The 21,325-nt window shown below is 62.3% G+C and carries 20 protein-coding genes and 1 pseudogene; 17 read left to right on the top strand and 4 right to left on the bottom strand.

Annotated elements, in window-relative coordinates:
- The first annotated feature begins 37 nt into the window (after window positions 1-37).
- The 12 genes from QX094_RS32755 (at window position 38) to QX094_RS32700 (ending at window position 11,438) form a co-directional block, all read left to right on the top strand.
- Window positions 38-877, top strand: coding sequence for a cyclase family protein (locus QX094_RS32755; protein WP_316170874.1), 840 nt, complete (start codon window positions 38-40; stop codon window positions 875-877).
- Window positions 877-1,227, top strand: coding sequence for a cupin domain-containing protein (locus QX094_RS32750; RefSeq protein ID WP_315718701.1), 351 nt, complete (start codon window positions 877-879; stop codon window positions 1,225-1,227). The genes QX094_RS32755 and QX094_RS32750 overlap by 1 nt, the downstream gene beginning before the upstream one ends.
- Window positions 1,224-2,033: an SDR family NAD(P)-dependent oxidoreductase gene (locus QX094_RS32745; protein WP_316164928.1), complete on the top strand. Its 810-nt coding sequence runs from the start codon at window positions 1,224-1,226 to the stop codon at window positions 2,031-2,033. Before QX094_RS32750 ends, QX094_RS32745 begins: the two co-directional genes overlap by 4 nt.
- 35 nt (window positions 2,034-2,068) lie before the next feature.
- Complete coding sequence (locus QX094_RS32740; protein WP_316170875.1) at window positions 2,069-3,013, top strand: 3-hydroxyacyl-CoA dehydrogenase family protein; 945 nt, start codon at window positions 2,069-2,071, stop codon at window positions 3,011-3,013.
- Between the two features lie 53 nt (window positions 3,014-3,066).
- Entirely contained in the window at window positions 3,067-3,906 is an 840-nt protein-coding gene (locus QX094_RS32735) for a 3-keto-5-aminohexanoate cleavage protein (protein WP_316170876.1), read from the top strand.
- Between the two features lie 68 nt (window positions 3,907-3,974).
- A complete protein-coding gene (locus QX094_RS32730; protein ID WP_316170877.1) occupies window positions 3,975-4,637 on the top strand; it encodes a DAPG hydrolase family protein in 663 nt (220 codons plus the stop codon).
- 82 nt (window positions 4,638-4,719) lie between these two features.
- Window positions 4,720-5,949: an amino acid ABC transporter substrate-binding protein gene (locus QX094_RS32725; RefSeq protein ID WP_316170878.1), complete on the top strand. Its 1,230-nt coding sequence runs from the start codon at window positions 4,720-4,722 to the stop codon at window positions 5,947-5,949.
- Window positions 5,950-6,013: 64 nt separating this feature from the next.
- The gene (locus QX094_RS32720) at window positions 6,014-6,886 is read left to right on the top strand and encodes a branched-chain amino acid ABC transporter permease (protein WP_316175858.1); all 873 of its coding nucleotides are present in this window, start codon (window positions 6,014-6,016) and stop codon (window positions 6,884-6,886) included.
- Window positions 6,883-7,863 (top strand): branched-chain amino acid ABC transporter permease, encoded by a 981-nt coding sequence (locus QX094_RS32715; protein ID WP_316170880.1) that lies wholly within the window; start codon window positions 6,883-6,885, stop codon window positions 7,861-7,863. The genes QX094_RS32720 and QX094_RS32715 overlap by 4 nt, the downstream gene beginning before the upstream one ends.
- Window positions 7,785-9,380: an ATP-binding cassette domain-containing protein gene (locus tag QX094_RS32710; RefSeq protein ID WP_316184376.1), complete on the top strand. Its 1,596-nt coding sequence runs from the start codon at window positions 7,785-7,787 to the stop codon at window positions 9,378-9,380. Before QX094_RS32715 ends, QX094_RS32710 begins: the two co-directional genes overlap by 79 nt.
- Window positions 9,381-9,407: 27 nt before the next feature.
- Window positions 9,408-10,412 (top strand): amidohydrolase family protein, encoded by a 1,005-nt coding sequence (locus tag QX094_RS32705; RefSeq protein ID WP_316170881.1) that lies wholly within the window; start codon window positions 9,408-9,410, stop codon window positions 10,410-10,412.
- A gap of 78 nt (window positions 10,413-10,490) precedes the next feature.
- Window positions 10,491-11,438, top strand: a complete 948-nt coding sequence (locus QX094_RS32700; protein WP_316170882.1) for a LysR family transcriptional regulator — start codon at window positions 10,491-10,493, stop codon at window positions 11,436-11,438.
- 56 nt (window positions 11,439-11,494) lie between these two features.
- Here QX094_RS32700 and QX094_RS32695 read toward each other — a convergent pair whose 3' ends face one another.
- From QX094_RS32695 to QX094_RS32680, 4 genes and pseudogenes are all read right to left on the bottom strand, one after another.
- Complete coding sequence (locus QX094_RS32695; protein ID WP_316184378.1) at window positions 11,495-12,592, bottom strand: hypothetical protein; 1,098 nt, start codon at window positions 12,590-12,592, stop codon at window positions 11,495-11,497.
- A gap of 510 nt (window positions 12,593-13,102) precedes the next feature.
- A complete protein-coding gene (locus QX094_RS32690) occupies window positions 13,103-13,381 on the bottom strand; it encodes a glutathione S-transferase family protein (RefSeq protein ID WP_316170949.1) in 279 nt (92 codons plus the stop codon).
- The gene (locus QX094_RS32685; RefSeq protein WP_316170884.1) at window positions 13,312-13,764 is read right to left on the bottom strand and encodes a glutathione S-transferase N-terminal domain-containing protein; all 453 of its coding nucleotides are present in this window, start codon (window positions 13,762-13,764) and stop codon (window positions 13,312-13,314) included. Before QX094_RS32685 ends, QX094_RS32690 begins: the two co-directional genes overlap by 70 nt.
- A 40-nt stretch (window positions 13,765-13,804) precedes the next feature.
- Window positions 13,805-15,255, bottom strand: a pseudogene (locus tag QX094_RS32680) (carotenoid oxygenase family protein).
- Window positions 15,256-15,816: 561 nt separating this feature from the next.
- On the opposite strand from QX094_RS32680, the gene QX094_RS32675 reads away from it, so the two are divergent.
- The 5 genes from QX094_RS32675 to QX094_RS32655 all read left to right on the top strand — a co-directional run bounded on the left by QX094_RS32675 (window position 15,817) and on the right by QX094_RS32655 (window position 20,949).
- The gene (locus QX094_RS32675; RefSeq protein ID WP_316164915.1) at window positions 15,817-17,265 is read left to right on the top strand and encodes an aldehyde dehydrogenase family protein; all 1,449 of its coding nucleotides are present in this window, start codon (window positions 15,817-15,819) and stop codon (window positions 17,263-17,265) included.
- Between the two features lie 30 nt (window positions 17,266-17,295).
- Window positions 17,296-18,879 carry an NAD(P)/FAD-dependent oxidoreductase gene (locus QX094_RS32670; RefSeq protein WP_316164914.1) on the top strand — a complete coding sequence of 528 codons (1,584 nt, stop codon included), beginning with the start codon at window positions 17,296-17,298 and terminating at the stop codon, window positions 18,877-18,879.
- 4 nt (window positions 18,880-18,883) lie between these two features.
- On the top strand, window positions 18,884-19,090 hold the full coding sequence (locus QX094_RS32665; protein WP_316170887.1) for a hypothetical protein: 207 nt from the start codon (window positions 18,884-18,886) through the stop codon (window positions 19,088-19,090).
- A 14-nt stretch (window positions 19,091-19,104) separates the two neighbouring features.
- Window positions 19,105-20,247, top strand: a complete 1,143-nt coding sequence (locus QX094_RS32660; RefSeq protein WP_316164912.1) for an iron-containing alcohol dehydrogenase — start codon at window positions 19,105-19,107, stop codon at window positions 20,245-20,247.
- 105 nt (window positions 20,248-20,352) lie between these two features.
- The gene (locus tag QX094_RS32655) at window positions 20,353-20,949 is read left to right on the top strand and encodes a helix-turn-helix domain-containing protein (RefSeq protein WP_316164911.1); all 597 of its coding nucleotides are present in this window, start codon (window positions 20,353-20,355) and stop codon (window positions 20,947-20,949) included.
- Window positions 20,950-21,325: the final 376 nt, after the last annotated feature.

Genomic DNA, 21,325 nt, shown 5'->3' with positions numbered 1-21,325 from the left:
CCTCCAGGAAAAACGGTTTCAGAAGGGAAGGATGCGCATGTCCATCAAGATTCGGGGCATCGATTTTCAGAGCAATACTGACAACGCCATGGGCCTGAGGTTCACCAACCTCTCCCATCGCTGGGGCTTCCAGTGCCCGAACTGGCCCTATTTCGAAGACGTCAAGATCGAGCGCATCCACTACATGGCAAAGTCTGGTGTGCTGTCGCAGCGCATCACGACCTCGATGCATTCAACGACACATATCGATGCGCCGGCCCATGTGGTGCAGGGCACGCCTTTCATCGACGAAGTGCCGCTGCCGCATTTCTTCGGCTCGGGCCTCGTCGTCTCGCTGCCGAAGAAGAAATGGGAATCCATCACCGCAGATGATCTGGAAAGGGCCTGTGGCCATGCTATCCGACCCCACGACGTTCTGATCATCAACACCGGCTGGCACAAGGTCTATGAGGACGGCGACTATTTCGCCTATTGCCCGGGGCTGGTCCCGTCAGCGGCAGATTGGATGGTCGACAAGCAGGTGAAGGTAGTCGGTCACGATACCCAGGCCAATGATCACCCGCTCGCCACCGCGATCGGCCAGCATCGCAATGGCCCGCTGCTGCCGCATCTGAGGGAGGAATATCGTGCCTGGTCGGGCGGTCGCGACTGGACCGAGGACTTCCCGGAATGGGAGCCGGTGCACAACAAGCTGTTCAAGCATGGCATCCTTGGCATCGAGAATGTCGGCGGCGATCTCGACGAGGTCACCGGCAAGCGCTGCACATTCGCGTTCTTCCCCTGGAATTGGGATCGTGGCGACGGCTGCATCATCCGCTTGGTTGCCATCACCGATCCGAACCAAGCTTACCGCATCGAGAAGGGCGAGGCGTTCTGATGCGTGTGAAACGCTTCCATGAAGCCAAGCCCTATGACGCGCCCAACCACCGCGGCGTGGTTGGCTTGCGGCTGCAGGGCTTTGAGCCGGGCGGCCCGACCAACCAATGGGTCGGCCTCTCGCAATTCCTGCCAGGCGGCGGCGCCGGTCCGGACTCGACGCCGTTCGAGAAGGTCTATGTCGTCCTTGCCGGCGAGATGACGGTCATGGTCGACGGGAAGGAGACCGTGCTCGGGCCTTACGACAGCTGCACCATCGCGCCGAACGAGATTCGCGAGATCGTCAATCGTCGCAATGATGTCTGCACGATGCTGGTCGTCATCCCCTATCCGCCGGGTGTCACACCATGAGCGAGAGGGCAAACTTCCTGAAAAATCCCCTGTCTCTGTTCGACATTAGCGGCAAAGTCGCGATCGTAACCGGCGCCTCAGGTGCGTTTGGCGCACTGGCTGTGCAGGTGCTGGCCGGTGCCGGCGCCAAGGTCGCAGCCGTCGCCGGCAATCTCGAGGCGCTGGAGAAAACGGCCGCGGACGCCAAGGCGCTCGGCGCCGAGATGCTGAGCATCCAGGCGCGCCCGAGCGATGAGAAGACCTGCGACGATATCGTTGCAAAGACCGTCGCGGCGTTCGACGGCGTCGATATCCTCGTCGTCGCCTCCGGCAAGAACGACGTGTCGAAGATCGTCGACATGGCGCCGGAGCGTTTTCTCGACGTAATGGACGCCAATGTGACGCAGTCCTGGCTGATGGCCAAGGCCGTCGGCAAGCAGATGCTGGCGCAAGGCCGTGGCGGCAAGATCGTGCTGATGTCGTCGGCGCGCGGCAAGCTCGGCCATCCTGCCGGCTATTCGGCCTATTGCGCCTCGAAATCGGCGATCGACGGCATCACCCGTGCGCTGGGCTGCGAATGGGGCGATACCGGAATCACCGTCAATGCGATCGCGCCGACGGTCTTCCGCTCGCCGCTGACGGCCTGGATGTTCGAGGACACCGAGCGGGCGCGCGAGGTCCGCAAGGGTTTCCTCGCCCGCGTCCCCAAGGGACGACTGGGCGAGCCGCAGGATCTCGCAGGCCCCCTGCTCTTCCTGGTCTCGAAGGCGTCGGATTTCTACACCGGCCACATCCTCGACGCCGACGGCGGCTATACGGCGGGATGATCCCGCCGCCTAGCTCCTAACATCTGGAGAAAGGAATGTTGCAGCGGATTGGCGTCATCGGTGGCGGCACGATGGGCCGCGGGATCGCGGCCTGCTTTGCGCTACACGGTTTTTCGGTGAATCTGGTCGAACCCTCGGCCGCACAGCGCGCAACCATCAGGTCCGAGGTCGCAGACGGATTTCGACTTCTGGTGGATGAGAACTTCGTCGACGCGGACACGGCTGTGACCGCCTTCGATCGTATCGCTCTATTCGAAGCACTGGCGCCGGCGGTGCAAGACCGCGACTTTATCGTGGAGGCCGCGCCCGAGAAGATGGAGCTGAAGCAGGCGCTGTTGGCAGAGATCGACGGTCTGGCGCCAGCTGATGCCATCTTCGCCACCAACACGTCGAGCCTGCCGCTTGCTCCGATGGTCGCGGCCTTGCCGGAGGCGCGACAGGTCCGCACCCTGGTGACGCATTGGTACAATCCGCCGCTGCTGATGCCGCTCGTCGAGATCTCCGCGTTCGGCAACATGCCTTCCGATCTGCTCGAAGAGGTCGTAACCCTGCATCGGCAGATCGGCAAGCGCGTCGCCAAGGTGGCGAAGGACGTCCCTGGCCTGATCGCCAATCGCATTCAGCAGGCGATCGCACGCGAGGTATTCTCGTTGATCGAGCAGGGCGTCGCCGATGCCGTCGACATCGACACCGCGCTGAAATTCGGTCCGGCGTTTCGCTATGCCACGACCGGCCAGCTCGAAGTCTCCGATTTCGGCGGCCTCGATATCTGGCTGACGGTCGGCGACAATCTGCTCGCCGTCATGGATGCTTCAAAACAGGCAAGCGCCCTGCTCCGCCGCAAGGTGGCCGAAGGCAAGCTCGGCGTGAAGAGCGGCGAGGGTTTCTATCAATACGACCCGACATCGACCTCATCGGTGCGCCGCGCATTTCTCGGCCGGCTGATCACGCAACTGAAGGCATCACGCACCTATCCCTGACGATTGCAGGACGCGCAAAGACGCGGGCCGCCGTAAGAAGAGGAACGACAGCCATGGCCGATACCATCATCACCGTCGCACCAACCGGCGCCTGGCCCACCAAGGAGCACAATCCCGCGGTTCCGCTGACGCCGCGCGAAATCGCCGAGGACGTCTATGAATGCTGGCAGGCAGGCGCAGCAATCGCGCATCTGCATATGCGCGACGATGCCGGAAAGGGCACGATGGACAAAGGCCGATTTATCGAGACCGTCGGACGCATCCGCCAACGCTGCGACATTGTGCTGAACCTCACCACGTCCGGCGACCTGAATGCGACCGATGAGACCCGCATGGCGCATTTGATCGAACTGAAACCCGAGCTCGCTTCCTTCGATGCAGGCTCTATGAATTGGATGCATTCGACGCTGTTCATCAATCATCCGGCATTCCTTGAGAGGCTTGCTGGCGTTATGAACGAGAACGGCGTCAGGCCGGAGATCGAGGTATTCGATCCGGGCATGCTCTACAACGCCATCCACTACATGAAGAAAAACGTATTGCGCGGGCCCGGCTATTTTCAGTTCGTACTTGGCGCAGCCGGAGGCATAGCCGCTACGGTCGAAAACCTTGTGTTCCTCAAGAGCCTCTTGCCACCTCACGCGCAATGGTCGGCTTTCGGCATCGGCGCTGGACATCTGCCAATCTTGTTCGCGACCCTTTCGCTAGGAGGCCATATCAGGGTCGGCATGGAGGACAACGTCCTCTACGCCAAGGGCCGCCTTGCCAAGAACAATGCTGAGTTTGTTGCCCGTGCTGCACGTCTCGTTCGCGAGGCAAACGGGAGCGTTGCAACCGCACCCGGCGCGCGGGAGATTCTCAACCTTTCGGGGCGACCATCTCACGCCGCGTAGCAGCGGCATCTTGCGCTTGAGACGAAGACAATAAGCAAGATCGACGATAACTACATCAGGAGGAAATGGTGGAATTCGAGGAATGCAATCAGCTGCTTGATCCCGGCTATCTTCCGTTCGAGTCGGGGTACAAGGACCTCACCGGCGGCAAGAAGCTGGTCGCCGCCTTGACCCGCATGCCGGGCTGCCGCGCCAAGATGGTCCATTGGTGGTTCGGATGGCTCGGCGGCATCGAACAATACAAGCTCTGGCATCCGCGCGATCATGTCGCGAGCGCCTGGCTCAACCGCGTCGACGGGAATTACATCGGCGCGTCCCACGTGGTCAGCGAATATCTTGCTGGTCCCACAGGCCCCGTCTATGACCTGACCATCGACTTCCATCATCCGCACGAGATCTTCGACGCTACACGCTATGACGCCTCCGGCGCGGTCGCGGTGTGCGCGCGGATCGGCGATCAGGGCGCGCCCGTCCATGTCGGCCGGATGTGCCACTTCGTGCGCGACGCCGATTATGGCTGCGAGATGCGCTCGCGGTTCTGGCTCGGCATTCTCGCCGACAAGAAGACACGCGAGCCGGTGCCTGAGCACATCGCGGTCGAAGGGCGCAAGCGTCAGCTCAATGACGATTTTACCCGTCGCCTGCATCAGCACGCCACCGAGGAGATGGGCTATCTCGCCGAGATTCTGCCGGTGCTGTACCGGCGCTATACCGGCGACAACGCGTTCTGACGCATCTGCGGAACGCTCCGACCCGACGGAGCGACCGTCAATAAAACGAGGCGAAACGGCCTCACCCATCATGGAGGAAAACATGGCAACTCGCACGTCGCAGGCGGCGTTATCAGCGCCGCTTCCCGTCCTGAAGCGACTTCTTCCCGTCGCGCTGCTCACGATCGCAGCAGCCTGGACATCAACATCGGCCAAAGCAGCAGACGAGATCGTCATCGGCGCGTCGATCCCGCTGAGCGGACCGCTCGCTGGTTTCGGCAGCTTCCAGAAATGGGGCTACAGCCGGGCGGTCGACGAGGTCAACAAGGCCGGCGGCATCACCATCGACGGCAGGAAGATGCCGGTCCGACTCGTGCTGCGTGACGACAAGACCGATCCCAATGTCACAGCGGCCAATACGGAGAGCCTGCTGTCGCGCGATCAGGCGCGAGCCCTGCTCGGCTCCTGCACGCCGGCATTGGTCAATGCCGGGGCGCTGGTCGCCGAACGCAAGAAGATCCCGCTGGTCACCGGCTGCAATCCGCTCGAAGCGTTCAAGTCGGTTCGCAAATGGAATTACGCCTGGGATCTGTTCTTCCACGAGCCCGAGCTCGCCGCGATTCCGTTCAGGGTGCTGGACGATCTTAAGCTCGAGACCAACAAGAAGGTTGCGATCTTCCACGACAACGGCCCGGACGGCCAAGTCGTCGGGGGCATGCTGTGGCCGCAGATGGCCAAGGCCGCCGGCTACGAGGTCGTGCAGAACGCGTCATTCCCGGTCGACAATACCCAGTTCAACTCGCTCGTTGCAGAGGCGAAAGCAAAGGGCGCAGAGGTCGTGCTGGTCGATGCCATCACGCCGCAGGCGGTCTCGATCCGCAAGCAGATTGCCTCAGCAGGCTATGCACCCAAGCTACTCGTCATCGAAAAAGGCGCCGAGCCGGTGCAGTTCGCCGAAGCGCTCGGCAAGCTCGCCGACGGCGTGCTGGTTGGCGGCTACTGGGATCCAAGCTTCCCCTATCCCGATGCCAAGGATCTCGCGACCGCGTTCGAAAGCGAGACCAAGCTCACCTTCAGCCAGCACATCGCCGACAGTTATGCGGCGGCGCAGATCCTGCTCGACGCGATCGCGTCAGCCGGCTCGCTCGATCCCGAAAAGATAAATGCCGCGGTAGCCAAGACCGACAAGACCTATGTGGTCGGGCCCATCAAGTTCGACGAGAGCCATACCGCCAAACTGCCGCTGGCGATGCTGCAATGGCAGGGCGGCAAGACGAGCATCGTCTGGCCGGCGGACCGCGCCACCGGCAAGATCCTGTTCCCGGTGCCCTGACCGCAGACCCAAGGCCGGCGCCGATCGCGCCGGTCTTCAATGATCTCATGCGGAGCGAACGCGAATGCCCGGTCTCGATGTGATCGTCAATGCACTGATCTCTGGCCTGCTGCTCGGCGGCATGCTGGCGCTGACGGCGCTCGGCCTCTCGATCATCCTCGGCGTCATGCGTCTGGTGAACCTCGCGCATGGCGAATTCCTCGTTGCGGGTGCCTACGCCGGTCTCTTTCTGCTGCAACGAACCGGCATCGATCCGCTCGTTGGACTCCTGCTGATCGGCCTCATTCTCGCGCTGATCGGGTATCCAATCTATCGCTTCCTGCTGGCGCCGCTCGCAGGCAAGGGATCCGAAGCAGCGATGATGACCATGTTCGGTCTCTCGATCATCCTGCAGAACCTGTTCGTGCTGCTGTTCAGCGCCGATACCCGCGCCATCGAGCGGGACTACGCCACAGTTCCCCTGACGCTCGGCCCAATCAGCGTGCCGCAGATCTATGCAATCGGCTTTGCCATCTCGGTCGCGCTGATCATGGCCGTGCACGTGTTGATTGCGCGCAGCCGGTTCGGCAGCGAGTTGCGCGCGAGCGCCGACCAGCCGCTGGCGGCTGCCATTATCGGAATCAATGTGAGCCGGGTCCATGCCCTGACCTTCTGTCTCGGCACTGCCTGTGCCGGGATCGGCGGTACGCTGATTGGTGTGGCGCTATCGTTCACGCCGACCAGCGGCGCCACCTATCTGCTGACGGATTTCGCGGTGATCGTGCTTGGCGGGCTCGGCAACGTGCTGGGGACGCTGGTCGGAGGCATCGTGCTCGGGGTGCTGCAGAGCGTCGGTGGGCTCACCCTCGGCGACGGCTATCGCGACCTCGTCGGCCTCGTGCTGTTCCTGGCGATGCTGCAGCTCAGGCCGCAAGGCTTCCTCGGGAGCCGCGCATGACCGTGCTGACAACGTCCGTCCCCGAACGCAGCCTGTTGCTGTATCATCCGTTCGTCCGCGTCGCGGTTGCCGGCATCTCCTTCGCGGCGCTGATGGCGGCGCCTTCGTTTCTTCCGGCCTATTTCGTCGAGATCGGATTCAAGCTGCTGCTCTATATCGTGCTGGCGGAAGCGTGGAATCTGCTCGCCGGCTATTGCGGGCTGGTTTCGCTGGGCAGTTCCTCCTTCTTCGGCCTCGGCGCCTATCTCACGGTCGGGCTACTCAATCACACGGATAGCGGTATCGGCTTGGCGCTGGCCGCCTCGGCGCTTGTGGCTATGGCGCTGGCGCTTGTGATGTCGCGCGGTCTGTTTCGGCTGCGCGGGCTCTATTTCACCGTCGGGACCCTGGCGCTCGCCGAAGCGCTCCGGCTGCTCGTCGTCAACGTGCCCTGGTTCGGCGGTGCTTCCGGCCTGTTCGTCAGCGCCGACTTGCCCGAAATCGCAGAGCTGTTTCGGGACGCCGCTCTGCTGCTCGTCGTCACCTCCCTGGTCATGACCTTGGCCACGGGCTCGCGGTTCTCAGTGCTGCTGCGAGCGGTGCGCGACGACGAGGACGCCGCAAGCCAAGTCGGCGTGCGCGCATTCCGGGTGAAGCTTGCGGCTCTCATGGTCGCCAGCGCATTGATCGCGATCGCGGGCGGCCTCCAGGCGATCAAGCTCGGCGCCATCGAGCCCTATGGCAGCTTCGGCCTGCAATGGTCGGTCGATCCGCTCGCGATCGTGATCATCGGCGGCCTCGGTATGCGCTTCGGCGCCATCGTCGGCGCGATCTTCTTCGTCGCGGTCGGCGAGCTGCTCGCCGAATATCCCGAGCTTCATGTCGCGATAACCGGGGTCATTCTCATCATCCTGATCCGTTGTGCCCCGCGCGGACTTTGCGGCTTGCTGGAAACCGCGCTTCGGCGCGCCGGCCTCACCAAGGTTGCGAGCTCATGATCGCCGCTGACGCGCCTCCCCTGCTCGACGCCGTCGGCCTCGGCAAGCGCTATGGCGGCCTTGTCGCAGTCGAAAGCCTCGATATCCGCCTCGACAAGGGCCGCGTGCTCGGCGTCATCGGGCCGAACGGCGCCGGCAAGTCGACCCTGATAGGGCTGCTCGGCGGCGCCATTTCCGCAAGCGCAGGACGAATCCATTTCGATGGCCACGACATCACCAGCCTGCCCGCTTCCGAGCGGGCGCGCAGCGGCATTGGCCGGACCTATCAGATTCCTCGCCCCTTCCTCGACATGACCGTTGAAGAAAATCTGGCCGTCGCGCAATTCTCGCTGTCTCCCTTCATCGCCTCGGGCACCGCCGCCGCTGAACGGCGCGAGATCCTCGATCGCTGCGGCCTCGGCGATGCTGCACACGTCACGGCGCGCGATCTGCCGCTGCTGCGGCGCAAGCGCCTCGAAGTCGCCCGCGCCCTTGCGCTCAAGCCCAAACTGTTGCTGCTCGACGAGGTCGGCGCCGGTCTCATCGACAGCGAAGTCAGCGAATTGATCGCCCTGATCCAGTCGCTGAAGGACGCGGAACGCTCGATCATCATCATCGAACATGTGATCCGGATCGTGAAGGAGTGCTGCGAGGACCTCATGGTCATCAACTTCGGCAAGGTGCTCGCTAGGGGGCCGACGACCGACGTGCTGGGGAGCGACGAGGTCGCTGCAATCTATCTCGGCACCAGCCATGGCGCCGCGGCCAGGACCTCCACTTCAGTTGCGCCGCGCGCCGATGTCGTTTCGTCGATAGCAAGCACCGAGCCGCTGCTTGCACTTGACGGCGTGTCCGCGGGCTACGGCCAAGCCCGCGTGCTCCACGACCTCAGCCTGTCGGTCATGCAGGGCCAGGTCGTCGGGCTTCTCGGCAGCAACGGTGCTGGCAAGACTACTGTCGCCCATGTCATCAGCCGCGCCTTGCCGATCACCGCTGGCCGGATCCGATTTGACGGCGAGGACATCACGCGTTTGCCGGCGCATGCGGTGGCGACACGCGGCCTCGCCCATTGCATGGAGGGGCGGCGCATCTTCGGCTCGCTGTCGGTTGAGGAAAATCTACTGGTCGCTGCACGCGGCGCCGATGCAGCAGAGCGCAAGGCGCGTCTGGCGCACGTCTACGCCCTGTTTCCGGTGCTCGCCGATCGCCGCAACGCGCCGGGCACCTCGATGTCCGGCGGCCAGCAGCAGACCTTGGCGATCGGTCGCGCGCTGATGGCCAAGCCGCGGCTCGTCATCTTCGACGAGATCAGCCTGGGCCTCGCACCGGTCATGATGGACCGCCTGTACGCGGCACTCGCCGAGCTCAAGCGCGAGGGCCTCACCATGCTCGTGGTGGAGCAGGATATCGAGCGCGCGCTCGACCTTGCCGACGTCGCGCATATCATCAACAAGGGACGGATTACCCTATCCGGGCCGCCTGCCGTCCTGCGTGCGGACGAGCGGCTGCGTCATCTTTACTTCGGGTCTGAAGAGTGAGCGGCCGACGGCCGCAAGGAGATCGAAATGAAGAAGATTGCGGTCGAGGAAGCCTTCGTCACCGCCGAGATCGCCGCGGAATGGAAAAAGGTGCTAGCGCGCGCCGACGTCGAGCCCGGCTTTGCCAAGATGGGCGAAAGCATCCTGGCCGACACGCCCGGCAACGCGCTGCTGCACGGACGCCTGATCGATATCGGCAAGGGCCGGATCGCCCATATGGACAAAGTCGGTATCGACGTGCAGGTGCTCTCCTTGACGTCCCCCGGCGTCCAGGTGTTCGCGCCGGATCTCGCGGTACGGCTCGCCGCCGAAGCCAACGATGCGCTAGCTGAAGCAGTGCGCGCTGCACCGACAAGGCTGGCCGGCCTGGGCGCCATTGCGCCGCAGGATCCGGTTGCTGCCGCGCGCGAGATCGAACGGATCAAGGCGCTCGGCCTGCGCGGCCTGATCGTCAATTCCCACACGTTCGGCGAATATCTCGATGCGTCACGCTACGCCCCGATCTTCGAGGCGATGGAGGCGACCGGCCTGCCGATGTACTTGCACCCGCGGGAACCTGGACCCGGAATGGTCCAGCCGTTTCTCGACTATGGCCTGTATTTCGCCGGCTGGGGCTTTGCGGCGGAGACCGGACTGCACGCCATGCGGCTGATCATGTCCGGCACCTTTGCCCGCTATCCGAAGCTCAAGATCATTCTTGGCCATATGGGCGAAGGCATCCCGTTCTGGCTGCAGCGCATCGACAACCGCTATCTGCTGCAGGTGAAAATCGGCGCCGTCGAACAGCTGCCCCGACTTCCGAGCGAATATTTCCTGGACAACTTCGTGATCACCACGGCCGGTGTCACCTCGATGCCCGCACTTCGCCTTTCGATCGACGCGCTCGGCGCTGAACGCATCCTGTTCGCCGCCGATTTTCCTTACGAGGATGACGCCGAAGCCGTTCGCTTCCTCGAGGGAGCTGCGCTCACGCAGCGCGAGCGAGAACTGATTGCATACCAAAATGCCGAGCGCCTGTTTGCGCTGTCCTGAGCGGATCGGCCACGCACCTCGGCTGGCCGCCACCCCACGAGACATGTCGCGCGATGCGGCGTCTTCGCCGGAGGGCCCATGCGGTGCCATAGACTGGACCTGAACCTACTTCTGGTGCTGGACCTGCTGCTCAAGATGAGGAGCGTCAGCCGGGTTGCCGAGACGCTCAACCTGACACAATCAACGATCAGCAGCGCGCTGGCGCGATTGCGCAATCACTTCGATGACGACCTCTTGATTCAATCCGGCCGTGAGATGCTGGCGACGCCGTTCGCCGCTCAGATTGCGGAAGCGGTTGATCAGTTCGTGGCGCGCGCCCGCACGATCGCGCTGGCCCGCACCGAGTTCACGCCGGAAACCGCAGAGCACGATTTTTCCGTGGTCGCACTGGATTACGTGGCAGGCCTTCTCCTGTCCAATCTCATCAGGCGGGTCGCCCAGGTGGCGCCTGGTATTTCAATTTCCCAGCTGCCGCTTCCGGAGTCACGCGAGCGTGCCTCGGTCGCCCAATTCGATGTCTTCATAGGCTCCAATGTTCCCTTCGAAACCGCCGTCAATACTAGCATGCTGTGGGAGGAGCGGTTCGTTCCTGTTGTCTGGTCCGGCAATACGGCGGCGTCGGCCGCTGTCTCGCTGAACACGATTGCGACCTTCACCCACGTTTCCGTTGCGCTCGACGAGCGACTGAACGTCCGGATCGTCGATCAGTTCTTTCAGTCCATGGGTATCAGCCGGACCAAGACGATCCGGCTACAGAGCCTCCTCCTGGTGCCCGAGTTCATCGTCGGCACGCCATATATGGCGATTCTCCCGCTGCGCCTGGTCCTGTCTCGCGCGCAGCGCCTGCCGCTTCGTATTCTGCGGACTGATTTCGAGCTCCCGACCATCACCGAAAGGCTGCAGTGGCCTGTGCATCTCGACAAGGATCCCGCCAACATGTGGCTGCGCGACATGATCCAGGCGTCGGCAGCCGAGGTGGAGGCACGATGGTCCCTTTCGGAACCTGTCGGCCTCCCCCTGTCCTGAGCGGCGCTACGCGAGCATCGCACCGCCGCTTCGAGGCCAGGCATACGGGCAATCAGCTAGAACTTCACGGTGATACCACTATAGACGGTCTTTTCCGTGCAGGAATTCGTGCTTTGGCCAGTCGCGGCGATGGTGCACACCCCAGGCGCCGCGTTGTGATCAAGGCCGAACTTGTTCTGCCAATATCGGTAGGCAACCCAGACGTCCACAAGATGCGAGTATTTAGGACCCATCACCGCCTTACTGGCGTCGAACGTCAGCCGGATGGGCTCGCTGTTGAACTCGACCGCGCTCGCGGTGCTGAACCGTCCCGTGCCTGAGAGAGCGGGCAAGCCATTCGAGTCCCCTTTGGCCCCATACCATCCGGCGCGTCCGCTGATCGAGAAGAATTGCAGGGACAGAGGCAGGACGCCCAGGTCCATGTAGTAGTTCACCTCGACTGCCCATGTCGGCCGAAAGCTGATGTTTCCGCTGGCGTTACAGCTAACGCCCGCGATCGGCCCGCCTGCGAAAGCGGTTCCGCATTGAGTGAATGCGTTGTGGTTGGAGAACTCCCAGGACACCAGGGGCGCGACGTTGAAGTATCCCTTGTACGGCAGGTCAAACGCAAATTGCAGGCCGGCGACGACCTGTCGCTTGGCCGGCGCAAGAAAGATGTTGGCGGTCTCGGCATCCGCGCCGATTTCGAAGGAAACGTTATGCAACGGCCCGGCGCTGAATGCATTGGTGTTGAAGATCTGATTCCATCCGAAGGTGCTTCGAAACAGTCCGTAGAACTCGGTCGCCCCCGCACAATCTCCTGCTGTGAAATTGACCGTGACGCCCGCGTTGATGCAGGGCGACGCCGGGTCATTGTGACCCGACTTGAGCATCATGATATTGACGAAGTTGGTACCGTAGGCCCACGCGTCGAAGTGCGTGAGCGCATAGACCTGCTTGGCGGTCGTGCCGTTGACCGTCCCATTGGGGCCGACACCGAACTGGCCGGGTGTCGTCCCGCTCGGCATCCATGAGACAGTCGCGCGATCGTCGACCACGAAGAAGAACGGCTGATCCGGCGGCGGATTGGCCTTGACGGCCAAGTCCGCGGCATTGGCAACGGCGCTCAGTTGAACGATGATGACAGACGCAAGCAAGTGGCAACGAAATGCCATGTATCCCCCCTTTGTTTTCCGCGGCTTGCGATCCTCTTCGGAACCTTGGCCGAACGGGCTCTCTCAAGAGCTTGGCGCAAACATCGCGATCCTGGAGAGCAGACGCTTCCTAAACAAACAAAATCAATCGATATCAGCTATCGTCGTTTTTGATAGTAGCGCTTCGGATTGCTCCCGCCTCTGTTCGATTGCAGCAGGCGATCGCCTGCAAGGCGTCGCACAGGCGATACGCGCAATCAACAACTGGTCGGTTGTGATTCGAACGCAGGATCGTCGATGAGATTCGGCCTAAGTCAGGGTTGCCACAGCACTGAGCGCAACGATCTCGTCCTGCTCACCGGTCCCTTCTCATCTTTCGCTCCCCGATCGCTTTTATGTATCTGCATTGATCTCCAGGGATCACGCATCCGATCCCGGAGACCCGCCCTGTCTTGCAAGTCAGAGCTCGCAAGTCAGATCGGAACGGCGCTGTGACGACCGCGTTTCACCGGCCCAGTGCAGCATCACGCGTCAAACGAACATCCGCAGCATCTCGAGCGGCGTTTCCGAACGAGGGATCCTGAAGCTGACATCCTTCCAGTCTGCGATCGCAGGGCGCTCCAAACATTCAAGCAACCAACGTCGCATGGCCGGCCACGCCTCAATATCGATCCCGGCGAGCGGTAGAAGCGTCATGACCGATGCAACGTTCAGGTCGGCGACGGTGAAGTCCTCATTCACTAGATAAGCCTGCTTCTGTAGATGAGCGTCGAGGACGCCCCAGGGCCGCGCGAGCTTGCCGAGCGCGATATCGACTCAGCCTCGCGTCGCGCACTCGCGGGCTCGAACAGAACTCGGTTGGCCGCAGCCAGCAGCAGGGGCTTCTCGATTTCGGCGATCACCCAGAAGCTCCATTGGGTTGCGAGCGCTTCCTCCTCCCTCGTGCGCGGCGCGAGCGGTCCGCCATACTTGCGAGCGAGATAGAGATTGATCGCAAGCGACTCGCACAGTCGCAGGCCGTCGTCCTCGAGCGCAGGGACACGGCCATTGGGGTTGATGGCGAGAAACTCCGGTGTACGCGTGCTGCCATCCTGAAAATTGGTCGGCACGTTCTCCCATTCCAACCCGAGTTCTCTGAGCATCCACCCATTCCGAAGGGCGCGCGAATGCAGCGATCCGTAGAGCTTTATCACTGCCAGATTCCTCCGTCGTGCTGAGATCGGTGCGAGCGCATCACAGCGACCGCTCAAGTACTTTTTGGCTGACCCAGGTACCGTGAAAGCCCTCGTGCACCCGGCATGGAAACTTCACGACGGCACCGGGCCCACGGCTCAGATGCAGAGCATCGAGGATCACGAGGTCGGTCCGGTTCTCGGCTCTCCGGCCGACCATTGACAGCAGCCATCCGTCGCCTTCGGCTGCGTCGGCGCTTCGGGGAACGAAGTACGGCTCCTCGGGGGACGAGTCGGGGCCGGCGTAATAGAAATCCAGGGCTCCGGTCCTCTCGTCGAAGTGGCCCAAGCAGGTAAAGGGCGGCCCCTTCGGGCCGGACGGCAGCATGGGTCCCAGCTTCGGATTGTTGGTCCCGAACCAGTAATGCCGGGCGCGGCCCATCGCAAAGCGCGGATCGATCACCGGCATCTCGCCGATATGCGAGATGAACCGCCTGATCTCGACGTGATCGGCTTCGCTTGCGAGATCCACGATCCAGCGCTCGCCGAATGGCGGCATTTCATGGGCGTTGGGATTGTGCAGATCAGGAAACTGGCTCAGCCAGCCGGACTCCGTCACGAAATGATCGAGCACCAGCCTGCTGCCGTCTTCCCAGGCGTTGAACGTGTGCGTCTGCATCGCCAGCTTGGGCGCGGTGAACCAGCGGATAGCGTCGACGCCCTGCTCACGCGGAATCACGCCGATATAGGTCTTGCGATAGCTGTCCCAATGCCAATACGGCTCGCCGCGCTTGACGCGTTCCCAATCGCAAACCATCGGACAGATGACGAAAGCGATGTAGTTTCGCGAGACCAGGAAATCGTGCACCATGGAGCAGTACGGCGCCTTGAAGCGTTCGGTCCGAGTGAAACAGCCCTCGCGGTCGACTCGGTAGAGCTCGATTTCGTCGCTGGCCACGCCCTCGCAATTGTAGGCGAACGCGATACATTCGCCGGTCAAAGGATCGAACTTCGGGTGAGCCGTGAAGGTACGGCTCTTCAACTGGCCGCCAAAGTCGCTCTGCCCGCGAGTCTCCAGGTGATCGGATCCAGTTCGTACGGCCTGCCGGATTCCTTCAAGGCGTACAGCTTGCCGTGGTGCCACATCACGGATGTGTTCGCCGTGTTGGCGTCCTCGCCCGCAACTTCGGAGGAGTCGGTAAACGAATTGCGGTATGCACCGAATAACGCTCGCCTGGCCGCCCGCTCCAACTCGAACTTGCGCGTGCGCACGTAGCGCGTGGTGAGGTCGGCGTGCCCGCGCTCGAACCGCACCATGTGCACCATGCCGTCGCCATTCAGGAAAATGTCGCGGCCGTGCAGCGGCGGATAGGCATGGTCCGCGCTGTTGCGGTAATAGACGCCTTCGAGTTCGGGAGGAATGGCACCGACCACTTCCAGGTCGTGAACGCTGCCTTCGATGCGAACGGGTGCGGCGTGTCCCTGGAAGACGATATCATCCGGAAACTGCATCCCCTCCGCCGGCCCGACATGTTCGTTCATTTCGATTTCCTTTCACAACGAGAACGACACGATGGGATCATCGAAACCGGCGTCGCTCCATGATCGGGCGAGCGATTTCCGATGCACGGCTGGACGGCCGGCCCTCAAACACGGTGGAAATGCAGTGCTGGGTTTCGCGAAGTCTATCCGCCCCTCGTGCGGGAGATAACTCCTGAGGACGGCAATCGAAAGCCCATCAGTTGAGCTGGCGATAGCGGCGTCGACACCACCCACGCGAAGCATCCCTCCATCAACCACTCTTTTTTTGATTTTCCGAATATGTACTTTATGGATGGGCCCTCAAATCACATAACAGATTGTATCGATGAGATGTATCGACGTTGTCGATACCCACCCGTCGCGCAGTGCGGCGGTCCTCTGCCTCCTCTTCGGATCAAAGATCCGGTCCGTGCTTTTCGCTTCATGCGATGTTCAGTTTGACTTGCGGACAATTTCGAGAGTAGTCTCGAAAAACAACAAGCGCGGGCCCGGGGACTGAACCAGGGCATCCGACGGTTTTGGGAGGAATGCGTGCTCGAGGCATCATTGATCATCGACGGCGTGGAGTGGCCCGGCGCCGCCGGACGGTTCGAAAGGCGCAGCCCCATCAGCGGCGATCTGGTCACGGAAGCAGCCGCAGCGACACCCGAACAAGCCGTCAAGGCGGTCGAGTCCTGCGCGGCGGCTTTTCCCGCCTGGGCCGCGACGGCCCCCGCCGCCAAGCGCGACATTCTCCTACGAGCTGCCGCTTTGCTCGAAGCGCGCACTGACGAGTTCAGGGACGTCATGATCGGCGAGACCGGAGCATCGAAGCCCTGGTATGTATTCAACGCGAAACTTGCCGCCGGCATGTTGCGGGAAGCCGCCGGTCTTACCACCCAGGTGAAGGGAGAGATCATTCCGAGCAACAAGCCGGGAATGTTCTCGATGGCGGTACGACGCCCGGCTGGCGTGGTGTTGGCGATTGCGCCGTGGAATGCACCCGTGATCCTGGCCGTGCGGGCGTTCTGCACGGCCATTGCTTGCGGCAACACGGTAATTCTCAAGGCCTCCGAGCTTAGCCCCGGGACCCAGTTCAAGCTCGCGCAGGTGATGCACGATGCGGGGCTGCCACCGGGCGTCCTCAACTTCATCACTCACAAGCCGCAGGATGCCGGAGCCGTCGCCGAGGCGATGATCGCTCATCCGGCCGTCCGCCGCGTCAACTTCACCGGTTCGACGCGAACGGGCAGGATCGTCGCCGGAACTTGTGCCCGCTATCTGAAGCCGGCGCTGCTCGAACTCGGTGGCAAAGCTCCGATTCTGGTGTTGAGAGATGCTGATATCGACGCCGCGGTCGCAGCGACCGCGTTCGGCGCCTACATGCACCAGGGTCAAATCTGCATGTCGACCGAGCGCGTGGTTATCGATCATGCCGTCGCCGACGAGTTCGCCAACAAGCTGGCGGCGAAGGCCAGGACTCTGGTCGCTGGCAATCCGTTGACCAGCGATGTTCCGCTCGGCGGATTGATCTCCGTCCAGTCCGTTCATCGCGTGCAGGAACTGATCGCGGACGCGGTTGGAAAAGGCGCAAAGCTGCTTGCCGGCGGCGACGCGGACGGCGCGCTCATGAATGCGGCGCTGCTCGATCACGTCAGGCCCGGCATGAACATCTACTACGAGGAGTCCTTTGGACCGGTCACGACGATTGTGCGCGTCAATGACATCGAGGACGCCATCCGTGTCGCCAACGACACGGAATATGGTCTTTCCTCCGCGATCTTCACCAGGGATGTCGGTCTTGCGATGGTGATCGCGCAGCGGCTCGATTTTGGCTGCTGCCATATCAACGGACCGACCGTCAACGACGAGGCTCAGATGCCGCTCGGCGGCATGAAGGCAAGCGGGTATGGCCGGTTCGGCGGTGCCCCGGGCATCCATGAATTCACCGACGTGCAGTGGATCTCCGTCGAGGATCCCAACCAGCACTATCCGATCTGACCGTTTTGCCGCGATCGCGAGGAACATCCAATGTCCAAGAGCTACGACATCGTGGTCATCGGGTCCGGCCATAACGGCCTGACGACCGCAGCCTATCTGGCCAAGGCAGGCCTGAGCGTGCTCGTACTGGAAAAGAATGACTGGCTCGGCGGTGGCGTGGTGACCAAGGAAATCTTGGCGCCCGGCTTCAAGTTCGACCTGCATTCGTCGCTGCACGTCAACATCCAGGCCAATCCACTGATCAGGAATGACGAGCTGAAGCTTCAGTCCAAATACGGCTTGAAATATCTTTACCCGGACGCCGTCTATTCGACGATGTTCGAGGACGGCTCCTCCCTCGTCACCTATAAGGATGTTGACCGGACCTGCGAGAGCATTGCCAGGATTTCGCCCAGCGACGCCGAGGCCTACCGCCGCTTTGCGGCGATGAGCATGAAGATCGTGCCGATGGTGACGCAGAGCCTGTTCACGCCCGCGCCGCAGCAAGGGCCGTTTTACGCCCTGCTCGACCAGAGCGTGGAGGGACAGGAGATTTTCCGCGCTCTGCAGATGAGCAAGCTCGACATCTGCCGCGAGTGGTTCGAGAGCGACAAGCTGATCATTCACCTGCTCAAGTTCGCAGCGGAGACGCTGACCGCGCCAGAGGACATGGGCACTGGATTCATCCTCTACACCATGCCTGGGATGGTTCACACGTATCCGATCGGCGTCCCGGTCGGCGGCAGCGGCGCACTGGTCGACGCATTGGTCGCCTGCCTTGAGGATCATGGCGCGGAGCTTCGGACGGAAGCACCGGTCGAAAAGGTACTGGTCCAAAACGGCCGCGCCACCTCGGTCCGTCTGGCGTCCGGCGAAGAGATCAAGGCGCGTGCAGCTGTTATCGGCCAAATTCATCCTTGGCTGATCGGCGATATGGTCGAGAAAGTGGCGCCGGATGTCGTCGCCCGTGCCAGGCGAGTCAAGACCGGCGCCTTCTCCATCATGCCCCAGCATCTCGCGCTTAACGAACCCCCAAAATACAAGGCCGGCGCCGAGGCCGGCCGGGTGATCCTCGCCAATTATGCACCGCCCACGCTCGAGCGATTTCTGCGCGTCTTCGACAATTATCGCTACGGCGATATGTGGAGCGAAGGATCGACCGACACCATTCTTGCCTCGCATATGCAGTGCCAGTTCGATGAGACCCAATGTCCCCCGGGCAAGGCCGCGATCACCGTCTATGGCTTCGGTCCGTTCGACCTGCGGACCGGTGCGGCATCCTGGGACGAGCGCCAATGGGAAATCGGCGACTGGCTGCTGGAGCGTTACCGCGAATATGCGCCCAACGTCACCCATGAGAACATCATCGGCCGCCGGTTCGATACGCCATTGGAAGTGTCACGGCATTCATCGATGTTCCAGAAGGGCGACGTGAGCGGGGCCGGCGAATATCTGCACCAGATCGGGGGCCACCGTCCCAATCCCGAGCTCGCGAAACTGAAGATACCGGGGATCGAGAACCTCTATCTCACGGGGACCGCGATCAACGTATCGAGCGTCAGCGGCGCAGGCCGCGCGACCGCGATCAGGGCATGCCAGGATCTGAAGATCAACTTCGACAGCTTGATCGGGTGAGGCGATGCGGATCTTCACACCGGAAGGGACCGAGCTGATGACGATCACCAGCGTCGATGCAACGGAGGACGGGCTTGTCATCGGCGGCACGATCATGGGCGCCATGCCGATGAAGGGCGTCCTTCGCGGCAACGAGCTGCGGGCCGGCTACAGGTTTCTGAGCTGGGCTCTCGTTGTGAGAGCATTGCGCATGGTCCTCGCCGGAAAATGATCACAGGATTGCAGATGGTCGCATCACTGCAACTTCCCCGCACCGTGTTCGGCGCCGGTGCACTGTCCTGCCTCGACGAGGAGCTCGATCGTCTGGGCATGAGGCGGCCGATGCTGGTGACCGACCACGGGATCACGACGGTCGGCCTGGTCGATCGCGTCACCGCTGCGCTCAAACGGGGCCCGGCCGCGGCGATCCTGAACGACGTGACCGAAAATCCCCTGTTCTCGGACGCTGACCGGGGTGCGGCGCTCTACAGAACAAGCAATTGCGATGGCGTGATCGCGCTCGGCGGCGGCTCGGTGATCGACACGGCCAAATACATCGCGCTGCTCGCAACCAACCCTGGAAGCGTAACCAACTATGCCGGCAATCCCACGGCCAAGCCTCGGCGATGCGCCCCGCTTGCAGTGATTCCGACCACTGCCGGGACAGGAAGCGAGGCATCGCCCGATGCCGGCATCCACCCGGACGCCACGACCGCCTCGACGGGAATGAGTTCGCCCGCCATCGTGCCGCATTTTGCGATGCTCGATCCGGAGCTGTCGTTGACGCTGCCGCCCCGGCTCACCGCGGCCACCGGAATCGATGCGATCTCACACTGCGTGGAAGGTTATCTTTCCAGCCGAATGTTACCCTTTGCCGACGCGCTTGCATTGGACGGCATCCGACGAGCAATGGCGGCCATCCGAGACGCAACCCAACGCGGCGGCGACCTTCGCGCACGATCGGAGATGATGGCCGCGGCCTATGCAGGCGGCGTAGCCATCAGCATGGGCCTAGGACCGGCGCACGCCATCGCGATCACCTGCGGCGACCAGGGCTTCCATCATGGACTGTTGAGCGGCATTGGCCTGGTCTGCTCGTTGGACTCCGTCTGCTGTCACGCCTCCGATCGGGCCGCGGCTATTGCGGGGGCGATGGGACTCTCCCCCGGAGCGTCGCTTTCCGCGGCAATCGCCGTGTTGATGCGGACCTTGAACCTGCCGGCGACCTTGGCCGAACTTGGTTACCGGGGGGCCGACGTCTCAGCTTTGGGTTCGCGCGCACATGCGAGCCCCTTCAACCAGACCGCACGCTACCACCCGTCTGCGGCGGAATATACGGAGATGATTCAGCGCTCATTGGATGGGATAATCGGTGCCGCCGCAGCCTGACCGTGCTATTGCCGTGACATGAGCACGTACTCGCCCCGGACGAAGAAGAGCCGTCACTTTCAGGACGCAAGTCAGGACGACACCAAGCGCCTGCGGACTCGAGCGTTGATCCTGGACACGGCTATCGCGGTCATGGCCAAAAAAGGAATCGAACGCACGTCCGTCATGGAAGTCGCCGAGCAGGCCGGGCTCTCCAACGGAAGCTTCTATTATCACTTCCGAAACAAGACGGAGCTGGTCGAGGCCGTTGCCGGCGCCGTCGCGGCCGCATTGGTCCGCGAGGTCGACGAGGCGATTTCTGGAATTGAGCAGGGCACCGAGCGGGTTGCGCTCGCAACGATGCTGTTCATCGAACGCGGTCTGCAGGATCCGATATGGGGGCGCCTGATCGTCCACGCACTCTCCGATCTCGGAGAATTTCGTGAGCAGATCTTTGCGGGCATTCGCAAGGATGTCGGCATCGGCATCCGCCAGGGTTATTTTAAGACGGTCGATTCGCCGGCCCTGTATGCGATGCTGTTGGCCATCGTCAGCGCCTCGATGCGCGAAGCATTGGTCAAAAGAGACGACTCGATTCCAGCAATGGCGGCCCAGGCCATCCTGCGGGTGCTGGGCATCGATATCGTGGCGGCCGAGACCGTCGTGACCAATGCGAAACAAACATTGCGCAAGGGACATGTCTGGAGCCGGCGCCCACAGTGAGCCTGAACTGCCCATGATGAATGGCAGCACATGCCACCAACCACCTTTGCCGCATCCGGCCCCACCGCGGTCCGTATCTCACCGAGGACAATGCGGCTTTGCCGTTGCGTTCTAAATAAGCTGCTGCGAACACCTCATCATTCGCGAACAACCTGCGTAAGCTCACACCGCCCCGTTGTGTCAGCAACGCCTGATGATAACCGCCATGATGCGAAGCGGCAGCGGGGGTCGTCGGGCCCTCGGCTCCCGTGACCAGGATGCGCATCGTTCAATCCGGCCGGGCGGTATCAGCCGCACGAACCACGCGCGGATCGATGCGTCCAAACGGACCCGGCCTGTCATCGGCCCTTGAGCTTGAGAAATATCAGACGGAATT

The organism is Bradyrhizobium sp. SZCCHNS1050 (assembly GCF_032484785.1).
GTDB lineage: Bacteria > Pseudomonadota > Alphaproteobacteria > Rhizobiales > Xanthobacteraceae > Bradyrhizobium.
Note: the sequence above shows the minus strand (reverse complement) of the source record. Positions and strands in the feature narration are given on the sequence as shown.

Excerpts from the sequence above, each read along its gene's own strand:
- QX094_RS32755 (WP_316170874.1), top strand. The coding sequence starts at position 38 with ATGTCCATCAAGATTCGGGGCATCGATTTTCAGAGCAATACTGACAAC.
- QX094_RS32750 (WP_315718701.1), top strand. The coding sequence starts at position 877 with ATGCGTGTGAAACGCTTCCATGAAGCCAAGCCCTATGACGCGCCCAAC.
- QX094_RS32745 (WP_316164928.1), top strand. The coding sequence starts at position 1,224 with ATGAGCGAGAGGGCAAACTTCCTGAAAAATCCCCTGTCTCTGTTCGAC.
- QX094_RS32740 (WP_316170875.1), top strand. The coding sequence starts at position 2,069 with ATGTTGCAGCGGATTGGCGTCATCGGTGGCGGCACGATGGGCCGCGGG.
- QX094_RS32735 (WP_316170876.1), top strand. The coding sequence starts at position 3,067 with ATGGCCGATACCATCATCACCGTCGCACCAACCGGCGCCTGGCCCACC.
- QX094_RS32725 (WP_316170878.1), top strand. The coding sequence starts at position 4,720 with ATGGCAACTCGCACGTCGCAGGCGGCGTTATCAGCGCCGCTTCCCGTC.
- QX094_RS32720 (WP_316175858.1), top strand. The coding sequence starts at position 6,014 with ATGCCCGGTCTCGATGTGATCGTCAATGCACTGATCTCTGGCCTGCTG.
- QX094_RS32715 (WP_316170880.1), top strand. The coding sequence starts at position 6,883 with ATGACCGTGCTGACAACGTCCGTCCCCGAACGCAGCCTGTTGCTGTAT.
- QX094_RS32705 (WP_316170881.1), top strand. The coding sequence starts at position 9,408 with ATGAAGAAGATTGCGGTCGAGGAAGCCTTCGTCACCGCCGAGATCGCC.
- QX094_RS32700 (WP_316170882.1), top strand. The coding sequence starts at position 10,491 with ATGCGGTGCCATAGACTGGACCTGAACCTACTTCTGGTGCTGGACCTG.
- QX094_RS32695 (WP_316184378.1), bottom strand. The coding sequence starts at position 12,592 with ATGGCATTTCGTTGCCACTTGCTTGCGTCTGTCATCATCGTTCAACTG.
- QX094_RS32670 (WP_316164914.1), top strand. The coding sequence starts at position 17,296 with ATGTCCAAGAGCTACGACATCGTGGTCATCGGGTCCGGCCATAACGGC.
- QX094_RS32665 (WP_316170887.1), top strand. The coding sequence starts at position 18,884 with ATGCGGATCTTCACACCGGAAGGGACCGAGCTGATGACGATCACCAGC.
- QX094_RS32660 (WP_316164912.1), top strand. The coding sequence starts at position 19,105 with ATGGTCGCATCACTGCAACTTCCCCGCACCGTGTTCGGCGCCGGTGCA.